Origin of the sequence: Plantactinospora sp. BB1 (assembly GCF_003030385.1) — a bacterium.
Lineage (GTDB): Bacteria > Actinomycetota > Actinomycetes > Mycobacteriales > Micromonosporaceae > Plantactinospora.
On the sequence record NZ_CP028159.1, the window covers coordinates 784,483 to 797,124 of the forward strand.

At 73.3% G+C, this 12,642-nt stretch carries 15 protein-coding genes; 6 read left to right on the plus strand and 9 right to left on the minus strand.

From position 1 onward, the window contains the following. Nucleotides 1–33 precede the first annotated feature (33 nt). The 4 genes from C6W10_RS03375 to C6W10_RS03390 are packed head-to-tail and all read left to right on the plus strand — an operon-like array spanning nt 34 to nt 3,895. Nucleotides 34–960 carry a PmoA family protein gene (locus C6W10_RS03375; RefSeq protein ID WP_107256429.1) on the plus strand — a complete coding sequence of 309 codons (927 nt, stop codon included), beginning with the start codon at nt 34–36 and terminating at the stop codon, nt 958–960. Continuing rightward, nucleotides 957–1,709 carry a cupin domain-containing protein gene (locus tag C6W10_RS03380; protein ID WP_107256431.1) on the plus strand — a complete coding sequence of 251 codons (753 nt, stop codon included), beginning with the start codon at nt 957–959 and terminating at the stop codon, nt 1,707–1,709. Before C6W10_RS03375 ends, C6W10_RS03380 begins: the two co-directional genes overlap by 4 nt. A 33-nt stretch (nt 1,710–1,742) precedes the next feature. Further along, the gene (locus C6W10_RS03385) at nt 1,743–2,822 is read left to right on the plus strand and encodes a Gfo/Idh/MocA family protein (RefSeq protein WP_107256433.1); all 1,080 of its coding nucleotides are present in this window, start codon (nt 1,743–1,745) and stop codon (nt 2,820–2,822) included. Continuing rightward, the gene (locus C6W10_RS03390) at nt 2,816–3,895 is read left to right on the plus strand and encodes a PmoA family protein (protein WP_107256435.1); all 1,080 of its coding nucleotides are present in this window, start codon (nt 2,816–2,818) and stop codon (nt 3,893–3,895) included. The genes C6W10_RS03385 and C6W10_RS03390 overlap by 7 nt, the downstream gene beginning before the upstream one ends. 24 nt (nt 3,896–3,919) lie before the next feature. Here the strand turns inward: C6W10_RS03390 and C6W10_RS03395 are convergent, their stop codons facing one another. Together C6W10_RS03395 and C6W10_RS03400 are read right to left on the minus strand one after the other, a co-directional pair. Further along, a complete protein-coding gene (locus C6W10_RS03395; RefSeq protein ID WP_107256437.1) occupies nt 3,920–4,393 on the minus strand; it encodes a nitroreductase family deazaflavin-dependent oxidoreductase in 474 nt (157 codons plus the stop codon). A 252-nt stretch (nt 4,394–4,645) separates the two neighbouring features. After that, entirely contained in the window at nt 4,646–5,173 is a 528-nt protein-coding gene (locus tag C6W10_RS03400) for a DUF5994 family protein (RefSeq protein ID WP_159104446.1), read from the minus strand. 951 nt (nt 5,174–6,124) lie between these two features. Between C6W10_RS03400 and C6W10_RS37870 the strand changes: the two genes are divergently transcribed. Both C6W10_RS37870 and C6W10_RS03405 read left to right on the plus strand, forming a co-directional pair. Continuing rightward, nucleotides 6,125–6,298 carry a hypothetical protein gene (locus C6W10_RS37870; RefSeq protein ID WP_199853276.1) on the plus strand — a complete coding sequence of 58 codons (174 nt, stop codon included), beginning with the start codon at nt 6,125–6,127 and terminating at the stop codon, nt 6,296–6,298. Between the two features lie 81 nt (nt 6,299–6,379). Then, nucleotides 6,380–7,051: a sulfotransferase family protein gene (locus tag C6W10_RS03405; RefSeq protein ID WP_107256441.1), complete on the plus strand. Its 672-nt coding sequence runs from the start codon at nt 6,380–6,382 to the stop codon at nt 7,049–7,051. Nucleotides 7,052–7,055: 4 nt separating this feature from the next. Here C6W10_RS03405 and iolC read toward each other — a convergent pair whose 3' ends face one another. The 7 genes from iolC to C6W10_RS03440 all read right to left on the minus strand — a co-directional run bounded on the left by iolC (nt 7,056) and on the right by C6W10_RS03440 (nt 12,638). Then, nucleotides 7,056–8,012 (minus strand): 5-dehydro-2-deoxygluconokinase, encoded by a 957-nt coding sequence (gene iolC / locus C6W10_RS03410; RefSeq protein ID WP_234361598.1) that lies wholly within the window; start codon nt 8,010–8,012, stop codon nt 7,056–7,058. A gap of 121 nt (nt 8,013–8,133) precedes the next feature. Continuing rightward, the gene (locus C6W10_RS03415) at nt 8,134–8,880 is read right to left on the minus strand and encodes a cyclopropane-fatty-acyl-phospholipid synthase family protein (RefSeq protein ID WP_107256442.1); all 747 of its coding nucleotides are present in this window, start codon (nt 8,878–8,880) and stop codon (nt 8,134–8,136) included. Between the two features lie 169 nt (nt 8,881–9,049). Beyond that, nucleotides 9,050–9,481 (minus strand): VOC family protein, encoded by a 432-nt coding sequence (locus C6W10_RS03420; RefSeq protein WP_107256444.1) that lies wholly within the window; start codon nt 9,479–9,481, stop codon nt 9,050–9,052. Between the two features lie 90 nt (nt 9,482–9,571). After that, nucleotides 9,572–10,468: a biotin-dependent carboxyltransferase family protein gene (locus C6W10_RS03425; RefSeq protein WP_107256446.1), complete on the minus strand. Its 897-nt coding sequence runs from the start codon at nt 10,466–10,468 to the stop codon at nt 9,572–9,574. Then, nucleotides 10,465–11,187: a 5-oxoprolinase subunit PxpB gene (pxpB, locus tag C6W10_RS03430; protein WP_107263622.1), complete on the minus strand. Its 723-nt coding sequence runs from the start codon at nt 11,185–11,187 to the stop codon at nt 10,465–10,467. The genes C6W10_RS03425 and pxpB overlap by 4 nt, the downstream gene beginning before the upstream one ends. A gap of 26 nt (nt 11,188–11,213) precedes the next feature. Further along, nucleotides 11,214–11,915, minus strand: coding sequence for an ABC transporter ATP-binding protein (locus C6W10_RS03435; RefSeq protein WP_107256448.1), 702 nt, complete (start codon nt 11,913–11,915; stop codon nt 11,214–11,216). Next, on the minus strand, nt 11,916–12,638 hold the full coding sequence (locus C6W10_RS03440; RefSeq protein WP_107256450.1) for an ABC transporter ATP-binding protein: 723 nt from the start codon (nt 12,636–12,638) through the stop codon (nt 11,916–11,918). Nucleotides 12,639–12,642: the final 4 nt, after the last annotated feature.

A 12,642-nucleotide genomic window follows, 5' to 3' on the forward strand; every position in this document is an offset into this window, starting at 1 on the left:
TACCGCCACGCCACGAAAGGCACCGTCGCTTCCATGACCTCCGCGGAGAACACCACCGGCCGGATCACCGTGACCCACGAACACGGCCGCCAGATCGTCGTCGACGCGGACGGCGTGGAGATCGCCACCTACGTGTACGACCCCCCGGTGCCGGCCTTCGAGGGCCCCAAGCCCTACCTGCACCCGCTGCGCACCCTCGACGGAGCCCTCGTCTCGGCGTACCGGCCGAACGACCACCGGTGGCACAAGGGTCTCCAGATGACGATCTCGCACCTCTCCGGGCAGAACTTCTGGGGCGGCAACTCGTACGTGCACGGCGAGGGCTACCTCGTACGGGACAACGTGGGCCGGATGCGGCACGACGCCTTCGAGCTGGTCGACGTCACCCCGACCGAACTGACCCTGCGGGAGTCGCTGACCTGGATCACCTCGACCGACGAACACTGGGTCGCCGAGCGGCGGGAACTGCGGATCCACGGGGTGGACCCCGCACGCGGCACCTGGATGCTCGACTTCCGCACCGAACTGCGCAATATCCGGGGCGCGGAGCTGCGGGTCGGCAGCCCGACCACGCACGGCCGGCCGAACGCCGGCTACACGGGATTCTTCTGGCGGGGGCCGCGCGGCTGGACCGATGGCGAGATCATCACCGCCGACGGTGGTGGCGGGCCGGAGAGCATGGGTCGGCAGTCTCCGTGGTTGGCGTACACCGGGCAGCACGACGAGGTCGACGGCGGCGGGACCGTACTCGTCTTCGCCGGCACCTCCAGCGCGGCCGTACCGATCAAGTGGTTCGTCCGCAACACCCCCTTCCCGGCCGTCAACCCCTCCCCCGCCTTCGACGAGGAGGTGGTGCTCGCGCCCGACGACAGCCTCCGGCTCGCCCACCGGGTGGTCTTCGCCGACCGGGCCTGGCAGCGGGCCGAGATCGAGGCGTTCGCCGCGGAACACGCGCCATGACCGGCGACGACACGGCGCCGCCGCCCTTTCCCGGCGCCGTCGGCATCACCAACCTGCGGGTCTATCCCTGGCAGACCGACGACGGCCTGCACGGCGGCACCCCGCACGTGCACCTCTGCTGCACCGAGTGCTACGTGGTGGTCGGCGGCCGAGGACGGCTACAGACCCTGACCCGGCGGGGCTTCGAGGAATCACCGCTGGCCCCCGGCGACGTGCTCTGGTTCACCCCGGGCACGATCCACCGGGCGGTCAACGACGACGGGGCACTCCAGGTCGTCGTGATCATGCAGAACAGCGGGCTGCCGGAGGCCGGCGACGCCGTACTCACGCTGCCGCCGGACCAGCTCGCCGACCCGGCGACGTACCGCCGGGCGGTCTCGCTGACCGGGCCGGACGGCTCCGACCCGCCCTCGGCCGAGCGGGCCCGGGCCCGCCGCGACCTGGCCATCGAGGGCTTCGCCGAACTCCGCCGCCGCTGCGCGACCGGGGACACCGCCGCGCTCGACGACTTCTACACGGCCGCCGCCGCCCTGGTACGCCCGCAGCTCGACGCCTGGCAGGAGCGCTGGGAGCAGGGGCCGGCGGCGGCGAGCCGGCAGACCGGGGAACAGCTCGACGCGCTGCGGCGCGGCGACCACAGCCACCTCGGCGACGCCACCGTCACCCGGATCGTCCAACCCGAGCAGACGACCCTGGGGATGTGCGGCTTCCTCTCCCCGTACGACCCGCTCCGCGCCCGGCGCGACTGAGCACCGCTGGCACCACCTCGCTAAGGAGCACCTGTGGAACCCATCCGCGCCGCCGTGGTCGGGACCGGAAACATCGCCCGGCTGCACGCCGAGGCGCTGCGGCAGCTCGGCGACGAGGTACGCCTCGTCGGCGCCGTCGACACCGACGCCGGCCGGCTGTCGGCGTTCTGCGACCGCTACGACGTACCGGCGAGGCATCCCGACGTGGCCAGCCTGCTGGAGAAGGAGCGGCCCGAGCTGGTGCACGTCTGCACCCCGCCCGGCGCGCACCACGAGCTGGCCCTCGCCTGCCTGCGGGCCGGCGCCAACGTGCTGGTCGAGAAGCCGCCGACGCTGAACCTCGGCGAGCTGGACGAGCTGGCCGAGGCGGAGCGGCGACACGGGGCGGCGCTGGCCACCGTCTTCCAGCACCGGTTCGGCACCGGCGCGCTGCGGCTGCGCGCCCTGCTCGACGCCGGAGTGCTGGGCCGGCCGCTGATGGCGGTCTGCCACACCACCTGGTTCCGCCCGCAGTCCTACTTCGACGTCGAGTGGCGGGGGCGCTGGGACACCGAGGGCGGCGGCCCGACGATGGGGCACGGCATCCACCAGATGGATCTGCTCTGCGCGATCCTCGGCGACTGGACCGAGGTCTCCGCCCTGGCCCGGCAGCAGGCCCGGCGGTCCGAGACCGAGGACCTGAGCATGGCGCACGTCAGCTTCGCCAACGGGGCGGTGGCCAGCGTGGTGAACAGCCTGCTGTCGGTCCGCGAGGAGAGCTACCTGCGGTTCGACTTCGAGCGGGCCACGGTCGAGCTGACCCACCTGTACGGCTACGGCGACGACGACTGGCGGATCACCCCGGCACCGGAGTACGCCGACGAGGTGCTGGCGGCCTGGCGGACCGGTGCCGCCGGGGTACGCAGCAGCCACCGGGCGCAGTTCGCCGAGGTGCTCCGGAGCCTGCGCGCCGGCAGCCCGCCACCGGTCACCTCGGCGGAGACCCGGCGGACGATGCGACTGGTCGCCGGGGTGTACGCGTCGGCGTTCACCCGCAGACCGGTCCGGCCGGACGAGCTGGGTGAGGAGTCGCCGTTCTACCGGCGGATGCAGGGGGACGGGCCGCGATGGTGAACGGTGGTCCACTGGTGCCCGCCGCGGCACCGCCCCCGCCGGCCGTACCCGTTGCCTCGGCCCGTCCGCCGCTGCCCACCGGGGCCGTTCCGGCGCAGGGCGCGGCGGCCGGCGGCGCCGGGAACGGGCTGGCCGTCAGCCACGACGTCGGCCGGTCGGTGCGGGTCGGCTGGCGCGGTGCGGAGCTGTTCCACTACGTCTACACCCCGCCGGAGCCCCGGGAGGAGGCGCCGCGACCCTACCTCCACCCGCTGCGGACCCTCGCCGGCAACGTCGTCAGCCTGTACCGGCCGCACGACCACCTCTGGCACAAGGGACTCTGCTTCGGCATCTCCAACTTCGGGCCGGACAACTTCTGGGGTGGCGGGACCTACCTTCGCGGCCAGGGGTACCGCAGGCTCGACAACATCGGGGTGGTCGAACACCTCGACTTCCCGGTGCTGCGCTGCGACCCCGACGCCGTACGCCTGGTCGAACGGCTGCGCTGGGTGACCCGCGACGGCCGCCGGGTCGTCTCCGAACAACGTCGGCTGGCGGTGGCGGTCTGGGCCAACCAGAGCGCGTGGCGGCTGCGGTTCGAGACCGTACTGCGCAACGACGGCGACACGGTGATCACGATCGGCAGCCCGACCACCCAGGGGCGGGAGAACGCCGGCTACGGCGGACTGCTCTGGCAGGGGCCGCGCTCGTTCCGGGGCGGCCGGGTGGTGACCCCGGCCGGGGTCGGCGCGGACGATCTGATGGGCTGGCGGGGCCCGTGGCTCGGCTTCGTCGGCCGGCACGACGGTCTCGGACCGGCCGAGACCCTCGCGTCGACGCTGGTCTTCCGGGACGATCCGACGAATCCGGGCGCACCCACCCGGTGGTTCGTCCGCACCGAGCCGTACGCCTGCCTCGGCCCGGCCCCGTTCTTCGACCGGGAGTACCCCTTCGCACCCGGCACCGAACTGCGGCTGCGCTACGACGTCGTGGTCGCCGACGGCGAACGCGACCCGGCCGGCTGCGCCCGGCTGGCCGACCGGGCCGGCGCGACCGAACTGCTGACCGACCCGGCCGGGGAGGGTTGGTCCTGACGGGCCGCCGGGGGTGCGGGCGGGTCAGCCTCGCGGCGTGAACCGCACGAAGGGGATCCGCCTGCCCACCTCGCGATAGTCCGAGACGCTCCCGTCCACCTCGAACCCCATGATCCGGCAGAGCCTCCGGGCCGCCGCCGGGTGACGCGGCGCGTATCTGGCCATGATCTCCGCACCGTCGTCGGCGGGGATCGGCGCGGCGGTCACCTCGATCGTCCGGTTGCCGACCTGGACGGTGGCCGCCGGGGTCTTCATGACGTTCCGGTACCAGTCCGCGCGCGGACCGAACCCGGAGGCGGCCACGTAGGCGTACTCGTCGTGTTCGACGACCTCGACGACCGCCTGCCGCCGCGCGCCGGAGACCCGGCCGACGTGGCTGAGCAGCATGACCCGGTCGCCCAGCAGTCGGCCGAGCCGCATCCGGTAGAGCCAGATCGGTAGCCGCCAGAGCCGGCGGCGTAGTCCGGCCGGCGGGTCCGGCCTTCGAATGATCTCCATGGTCCGGTCCGTTCTGGGGTCGCTGGTCGAGTCTCGGAGGTCACGTGACGACCTCCGAGAGCCTGCCACGTCCGGCCCGGCGCTCAAACCGGCGAGACAGCCGTCCAGGGACATGCCCGGCTAGCAGAACACTCTGCTCGTCGTCGTCTCCGTCCTGTGCAACGTTCTCCCGTACGGACGGAGCCGGGCGGCCGCCGCTCGACATCGCGAAGCGGACGACCGACCGGACACCCGGGACGGCGACACCGGTCGTCAGGCGGTGACGGGCTCGGTGGCGTACCCGTCGTGGTCCGCGCGACGGTCACCGCCCGGCGACCCGGTGCTCTCCGTTCGGGCATTCCCGTCGGCGGCGAGGATGGCCGGTGCCCGCAGGGTGTTGGCCGGGTCGGCCGCCATGGTCATCACCCGCTCGGCCGCCGCCGCCGTGGTGCCGGGCGGCACGACGAGCAGGTCGATCTGGTCTCCGGCCTCGGTGGTGGCGACCAGCAGGGCGGGCTCCAGCGAGCTGAACCAGCCCGCTCGGATCACGTCGTCGCCGGCCACGAACCGGCGGAACCGACCGTCCCAGGCGGCACTGTTGAGTACCACGTTGCGGACCCGTCCGTAGCGGGCGGAGAGCGCCACCATGAGTCCGGGAAGTTCGGCCAGCGGATCCCAGGACCGGGGCCACCAGGCACCGTCCAGAACCGCTCCGCTGGCGCGGGCCGGGGGAAGTGACAGCCGGGGCTGCGAGGGCGGTGTCGACGGGATCCTCGTGGCGCGTTGGCCTGCGGTGAGCATGATCATCGATCCTTCCTGGACCGGGAGATGGGCGGAGGAGTCGTTCGGCCGGTACCCGGACGTCGTCCCGGCACCGGCCCGGAGCGGCCGGGCGTCTTGCGCGCCCGGCAGACGTGGTGTCGTCGTCCCAGCGGCCGGATGCCGGCTCGCCGCGCGGTCGCTGCCGCACCGCCGGTGCGGTTCGACGAAGGTGGACGGGATCCTGGGCTTCGAACCGAGGCCCAGGATCCCGTACCGTCCGGCCCGGGCGGCTGGCGTGCTGCATTCGGGCCGGTGCTGTGGGCCGCCGGGTGTCGGCAGCCGCGATGGCGACACTGCCGAGGCGGGGCGGCCGGCGACGCGGGCTTCCGCCGACGGCTGGCTGCGCGCTCAGGGAGTCGACGGGCGGGCTACGGCTCAGGGAGCGGAATCGGTACCGCTCAGGCGTCCGGTCGGCCACACCGGGCTGACAGACCCTGTCATCGCTGGACCCTCATTTCGGCGGTGGTACGCGGAGTCCGTAAACCCGTAGCGCCGGGGTCCAAGAACATTTTCAGCCTAGCCCTTAATCAATTTCCCCTACGCGCACGATGTCGGAATTCCCCACCCGCCGGAGAACGAGCCGGTGGATTCGGGATTCGCGTCGATCGGGGGTACGCGCCCGGGCGCGGTGTGGTGTGCTCGCCGGAGCACCCCGCCCGCAGCTCCGGGCGGGCGATCGTCCGGTCGCCCCGGAACCAGTGCACCACCGCCGGCGGATCCACGCTGCCGGTGGATGCCTCCGGCACCGCGTACTGTTGGGGGTTGGCCCGTCGACCGACGCGTGCCCCGACGCCAACGGAACGTCGGACGGAACGTCGGAGGTCGCCACGCAGGCGACCAGGCTCCACGGCACTACATCGGCGGGGCCGGCGAGGATCCGGCCAATGACCTACGGCAGCCGACCGGAATCGCATGCGAGGAGAGGGATCAATGGAAATCGACAAAGTGAAAATCGTCGAATGGCTGCGCGGTCGCGGCCAGGACGTCAGGGCCGACTGGATCGACCGGGAGTTGCCGGGCCGGGTCGACAGCGTCCGCCACGCGGGTCTGCTCGCGACCCTCGGCCTCGATCCCGCCGAGCTGGCCGACCGGCCGGCACCCTGAAATCGCGCGCCGCCGGTCGTTCCGCCCGGCCGGCCGACCCTGTTGACTGGGACCGGGCGATATGGAGAGGGAGGCGGCGAGTTGCGGGTCATCGGGGTGGGCTTCGGGCGTACCGGCACCAGGTCGACGAAGGAGGCGCTGGAACTGCTCGGCTTCGGCCCGTGTCACCACATGGCGGAGTTGTTCGAACACCCGGAGACGATCGGTGACTGGCTGCGGGCCGCCCGGGGCGGGCCGGTGGACTGGTCACGGCTGCTCGACGGTTATCACTCCACGGTGGACTGGCCGAGCGTGTACTTCTGGCGAGAGCTGGTCGAGTTCTATCCCGAGGCGAAGGTGCTGTTGACCGTACGCGACCCGGAGCGCTGGTACGACAGCGTCCGCAGCACCATCTACCAGTCCCGGACCATCGACGTCGAGTCGGCGCCACCCGGGCTGCGGCAGGCGTTCGAGACCCGTCCGGAGTTGCTGGACCAGCCGAGGCTGACCGACGCGCTGATCTGGCAGGGCACCTTCGGCGGCCGGTTCGACGACCGGGAGCACGCCCTGAAGGTCTACGCGGACCACCTCGCGGAGGTGCGGGCCACCGTACCGGCCGACCGGCTCGGCGAGTTCGACGTGGCACAGGGCTGGAAGCCGCTCTGCGAGTTCCTCGGCGTCGACGTGCCGGCCGAACCCTTTCCGCTGCTGAACACGACGGCCTCGTTCCGGGAGCGGCTCGCGGACCCGGCCGGACTGCGCGTCGAGCGCTGAGCGGTCAGCCGACCGGGTGCCGGGGTCCGGCGAGCAACTCGTCGACCTCGGCGCTGGTCGGCATCGCGGCGGAGCAGGCGAGCCGGGACGCCACGAGCGCGCCGGCCGCGTTGGCGAACCGGACGGTCCGGTCCAGCGGCCACCCGGCGAGCAGCCCGTGGCAGAGCGCCCCGCCGAAGGCGTCCCCGGCGCCGAGTCCGTTCACCACCTCGATCGGCACCGGCGGTACCTCCACCACCTCGTCGGCGGTCCGGGCGAGCACGCCGGCCGGCCCCCGTTTCACCACCGCCAGCCGTACGCCCCGGGCGAGCAGCGCCTCGGCCGCCGCGTGCGGCTCCCGCTCCCCCACGGCGGTGGTGCACTCGTCGAGGTTGCCGACCGCCACGGTGGCGTACCGCAGCGCCGACTCGTACGCCGCCCGGGCCTCCTCCCGGGAGGACCAGAAACCCGGCCGGTAGTCGAGGTCGAAGACGGTGTTCGCGGCGCGTCCCCGGGCGCCGAGGGCGGCGAAGTGGGCGTCCCGGCTCGGCAGCTCGCAGAGCCCGGTGCCGGTGAACCAGAAGACCCCGGCGGCCCGGATCGCGGGCAGGTCCAACTCCTCCGGGCGGATCTCCAGGTCCGGCGCCTTGGGGTAGCGGTAGAAGTAGATCGGGAAGTCGTCGGGCGGGAAGATCTCGCAGAAGGTGACCGGGGTCGGCAGCCCGGGGACCGCGCTCACCCAGCGGTCGTCCACCCCGAAGTCGCGCAGCGCGCGGTGCACGTACTCCCCGAAGGGGTCGGCACCGGTCCGGGTCACCAGGGCCACCCGCCGGCCGTGCCGGGCCGCCGCCACGGCGACGTTGGTGGCGCTGCCGCCGAGAAACTTTCCGAACGTCTCGACGTCGGGCAGCCGGGCGTTGGTCTGGAGTGGATAGATGTCCACCCCCACCCGCCCCATGCTGACCACCTCGAACGAGGTCACCGAATCATGTAACCCCGGTACGTACCGGACGGTCAATATCTGGCGTACCCGCAGCGGCGCCCGGGCGTGGCGCCCGCCCGGCGGGCCGTGCCCCGGCGCGCGGAGCACGGCCCGCCCGGCCTCAGCGGTCGATCAGCACGAAGACGCCCCAGCCCAGATGTTCCCGCTGGTATCTGACGTGCCGGGCCGGCGCCGTGTCGAGTTCCGCGCGCAGTTCGGCGTGCAGCTCGTCGTCGGGGTTCTCGTCGAGCCAGCGCCGGAGGTTGAGCCACTGCGCCGCGACGTAGCGGTCCCAGCCGTCCTGGTCGGCGAGGACCATCTCCACCACGTCGGCGCCGAGCGCGGCGAAGCGTTCGACCGTCTCGGGCAGCGGCAGGAAGTCGTCCCGACTGGTCGCGTGGCAGGCCTCGACGCAGTCCTGGTCGACCGGCTCGCGCCGCCAGTACGGCTCGCCGACCAGCATCATCCCGCCGGGGCGGAGGCTGCGCCGCAGGAGTGCGACGGTGCCGGGGACCCCGTCGCCGATCCAGGTGGCGCCGAGGCAGGCGGCGACGTCGACGGGGGTGTCGGCGACGTACCCGGAGGCGTCGCCGTGCACGAACGCGACCCGGTCGGCGACGCCGAGTTCGGCGGCCCGGGCCTCGGCCTGGCCGAGGAACACCGTGCTGATGTCCACCCCGGTGCCGCCGACGCCGTGGTCGCGGGCCCAGGTGCAGAGCATCTCGCCGGAGCCGCAGGCGAGGTCGAGCAGTCGGGAGCCGGGCGGGAGCCGCAGCGCCTCGCCCAGGGTGGCGAGCTTGCGGCTGTCGAACGGGTTGTGGATGCGGTGGCCGCTCTCCCGGATGGTGAAGCTACGTGGTAGGTCCACTTCTGATGTTCCTTACGTGCGAAGAGGTCATGGGGGTTGCTGCGGTCGTCCCGGGGTTGGTGGTCGGGGCGGGCGGGACCCTCATGAAATGCACCTCTTCGCACGTCGCATCGGTACGGACGCGGCCGACGCTAGGTCGCTGACCGCACGCCGTCCAGCGGTTTTCGGCTCACTTGGCGAATATCTGCGACTCGTCCCGGAACGCCTTGAACTCCAGCGCGTTGCCGGCCGGGTCGCGGAAGAACATCGTCCACTGCTCGCCCGGCTCGCCCGCGAACCGCAGGTACGGCTCGATCACGAACTCGGCGCCGGCGGCCCGGATCCGGTCCGCGAGGGCGTGGAAGTCGTCGACCGGCAGGATGAGCCCGAAGTGCGGCACCGGTACGTCGTGCCCGTCCACCGGGTTGCGTCCCGCGTCGGCCTGCCGGGCCGCCGGTACGACGTGGGTCACCACCTGGTGGCCGTAGAAGTCCCAGTCGACCCACGCCTGCGCGGAGCGTCCCTCGGCGAGGCCGAGCACTCCGCCGTAGAAGTCGCGGGCCCGCGCCAGGTCGTCGACCGGGATCGCCAGGTGGAAGGCGGGACGGGTGGCCACGGTCATCTTCTGCTCCTCTCCGCCGGGCAGGCCCGGCCTCTGCTGCCATCCAAGCATGATCTTTCCGGCGGGGCCGAGGTAAGGGGTGCCGGCCGCCTACGGCCGTTTCGGCGGCGGCCGGTGGCGGGGCTCGACGATCCGGAACCGTACCGGCTTGCCGGGTGCCGCCTGGGCGACCTGCGGGAGGTCGTCCGGGTGCAGTACCCCGATCACCGGGTAGCCGCCCATGGTCGGATGGTCGGCCAGGAAGATCACCGGCGAGCCGGCCGACGGTACCTGCACCGCGCCGAGCACCACCCCCTCGCTGCGCAGCTCCCCGCCGATCCGGCGGGGCAGCGCCGGCCCCTCCAGGCGTACCCCGATCCGGTTGCTGAGGGTGGAGACCCGGTAGCACTCGCTGCCGAGGATGCGTACCGCGTCGTCGGTGAACCAGTCCGCCCGGGGGCCGAGCAGGACCCGCAGGGTCAGCTCCTCGGCCAGGGTGCCGGTCGGGGCGACGTCGACCGGGGCGGGCGGCCCGGGTGGCTCGCCCAGTGGCAGCCGGTCCCCGGCGGCAAGCGGTGCGGGGCCGAGCCCGGAGAGCAGGTCGGTCGAGCGGCTGCCGAGGACCGGCGGTACCGCGATCCCACCGGCGAACGCGAGATAGCTGCGCAGCCCACGCCGGGCGGCGCGAACCTCGACCCGGGCTCCGGCCGGCACCGAGACCGGGGCCGACCAGCTCGCCGGCCGGCCGTCCACGGTGACCGGCGCCCAGGCTCCGGTCACCGCGACGGTGCCGGCCTGGCAGAACCGCACCGAGACGCCGGTGACGGTCGTCTCGATCGTCGCCGCCCCGGGCGGGTTGCCGACCAGCCGGTTCGCCAGCAGGTGCGCCGGCAGGTCGAGGGCGCCGGAGCGGGGTACCCCGAGATGTGCGTGTCCGGGCCGGCCGAGGTCCTGCACGGTGCTGAGCGCGCCGGGCCGGAGGATCTCGACGAAACGTCCGCCGGTCATGCCGGCGGCTCGCCGCGCCCGGCGCCGTGCGGCGCCCGCGCACCGCCCCGGCCGGTCCGCCCGCCGCGCCCGCCTGCGTCGGCGTCGGCGTCGATGGCCCCGTCGGCGTCGACGGGCCGGAACCGGACCCGGGTGCCCGGGGTGAGCAGCGCGACCGGGTCCCGGTCCGGGTCGAAGAGGACCAGATCGGTGCTGCCGAGCAGTTGCCAGCCGCCGGGCGAGTCCCGGGGATAGATCCCGGCGTAGCCGCCGGCCAGCGCGACCGAGCCGGCCGGCACCCGGGTCCGGGGCACCGAGCGCCGAGGCAGGTGGTAGCGCTCCGGCAGGCCGGTCAGGTAACCGAAGCCGGGGGCGAAGCCGCAGAACGCGACCCGGTATTCCGGTGCGCTGTGGATCCGCCCCACCTCCTGCTCGGCGACTCCCCAGTGCCGGGCCACCTCGGCCAGGTCGGCGCCGTCGTAGCGGACCGGTATCTCGACCAGCGGCCCGCCCGGCGGGCGGGCCGTGCCCGGCCGCCAGCCGGCGAGCCGCTGGGTCAGCTCCGCCGGATCGTCCAGCCCGTCGACGAGCACGGTGAGTTCACCGGGTACGACGTCCTGCACGCCGCCGAGTTCGCCCCGGTCCCGCCAGCGGTGCAGTTGTGCCACCAGCGCGGCGGTCTGCGCCGGCTCGGTCAGCTCGACCAGGAGCGCGCGCAGCCCCACCGGAATGATCCGCACCGTCGCATCCGCCCCGTCGTACCGGCTCACAGCCCGAGGTACGAGCGGCGTACCTCGTCGGAGGCGGCCAGCTCGTCGGCCGGGCCGGCCATCACCACCTCGCCGGTCTGCAACACGTACGCCCGGTCGGCCAGCTCCAGCGCGGCCCGCAGGTTCTGCTCCACCAGCAGCATGGTGGTGCCGGCGCGGCGGATCTCGGCCAGCACCTCGAAGATCATTTTGGTGAACTTCGGTGAGATGCCGAGCGAGGGCTCGTCCAGCATCAGCAGCTTCGGCCGGCTCATCAGCGCCCGGCCGAGCGCCACCATCTGCTGCTCGCCGCCGGAGAGCGTGCCGGCGCGCTGGCCGGCCCGCTCGGCGAGGACCGGGAAGAGGTCGTAGACCCGGGCCAGGTCCGCCTCCCGCTCCGTCGCGGTGCGGTGGTAGCCGCCGAGCAGCAGGTTCTGCAACACCGTCTGGTGGCCGAAGAGCCGCCGTCCCTCCGGCACCAGCACCGCGCCCCGGCGGGCGATCCGGTACGCCGGCAGCCCGCTCACGTCCTCGTCGAGGAAGGTCACGCTGCCGCGTACCGGGCGGTGCAGTCCGGAGACCGCCGCCAGCAGGGTGCTCTTGCCGGCCCCGTTCGCGCCGACCAGCGCCACCAGTTCGCCGGCCTCGACCCGCAGGTCGACGCCGCGCAGCGCGACGACCCCGGCGTAGTCCACGTGCAGATCCCGTACGGTCAGCATCTACAGCGCCTTCCCCAGGTACGCCTCGACCACCGTCGGGTCGTGCGCGACCTGCTCCGGGGTACCCTCGCTGATCTTCTGCCCGTAGTGCAGCACCACCACCCGGTGGCAGAGCGGCATGATGACCTCCATTACGTGTTCCACCATCAGGATGGTGACGCCGCCCCGGTTGATGCCGCGGACGATCTCGACCGCCTCGCGCGCCTCGGTCGGGGTCAGTCCGGAGAGCACCTCGTCGAGGAGGAGCAGCTTCGGCTCGGTGGCCAGCGCCCGCCCCATCTCCAGCCGCTTCTTCCAGGCGGCGGTGAGCGACGCGGCCGGCGAGTCGAGCACCGGGCCGAGCCCGGTCAGCTCGGCGACCTCGCCGGCCCGGCGCCGGGCGTCCCGCAGCCGGGGATGCCGGGCGAAGGCCGCCGTGGTGAGGTTGTCCAGCACGCTCATCGAGCCGAACACCCGCATCAGCTGGAAGGTCCGCCCCACCCCGGCCCGGGCGGCGCGGTGCGGCGGCCAGCCGGTGACGTCCCTGCCGTCGAACTCCAACCGGCCCGAGGTGGGCCGCTGGGCGCCGGCCACCATCGAGAAGAGCGTGCTCTTGCCGGCGCCGTTCGGCCCGATCAGCCCGACGATCGCCCCCTGCGCCACCTCGAAGCTGACGTCGCGGTTGGCCCAGAGGCCGCCGAACCGGCAGGAGAGGTTGTCGATCCTCAGCAGCGTCCCGGTCATGGCG

What these genes read in the sequence shown, in the direction of transcription:
- C6W10_RS03420 (WP_107256444.1), bottom strand. Translation starts at nt 9,481, where the DNA reads ATGACCGTGGCCACCCGTCCCGCCTTCCACCTGGCGATCCCGGTCGAC.
- C6W10_RS03435 (WP_107256448.1), bottom strand. Translation starts at nt 11,915, where the DNA reads ATGCTGACCGTACGGGATCTGCACGTGGACTACGCCGGGGTCGTCGCG.
- C6W10_RS03390 (WP_107256435.1), top strand. Translation starts at nt 2,816, where the DNA reads ATGGTGAACGGTGGTCCACTGGTGCCCGCCGCGGCACCGCCCCCGCCG.
- C6W10_RS03440 (WP_107256450.1), bottom strand. Translation starts at nt 12,638, where the DNA reads ATGACCGGGACGCTGCTGAGGATCGACAACCTCTCCTGCCGGTTCGGC.
- C6W10_RS03395 (WP_107256437.1), bottom strand. Translation starts at nt 4,393, where the DNA reads ATGGAGATCATTCGAAGGCCGGACCCGCCGGCCGGACTACGCCGCCGG.
- C6W10_RS03375 (WP_107256429.1), top strand. Translation starts at nt 34, where the DNA reads ATGACCTCCGCGGAGAACACCACCGGCCGGATCACCGTGACCCACGAA.
- C6W10_RS37870 (WP_199853276.1), top strand. Translation starts at nt 6,125, where the DNA reads ATGGAAATCGACAAAGTGAAAATCGTCGAATGGCTGCGCGGTCGCGGC.
- C6W10_RS03425 (WP_107256446.1), bottom strand. Translation starts at nt 10,468, where the DNA reads ATGACCGGCGGACGTTTCGTCGAGATCCTCCGGCCCGGCGCGCTCAGC.
- C6W10_RS03400 (WP_159104446.1), bottom strand. Translation starts at nt 5,173, where the DNA reads ATGCTCACCGCAGGCCAACGCGCCACGAGGATCCCGTCGACACCGCCC.
- C6W10_RS03380 (WP_107256431.1), top strand. Translation starts at nt 957, where the DNA reads ATGACCGGCGACGACACGGCGCCGCCGCCCTTTCCCGGCGCCGTCGGC.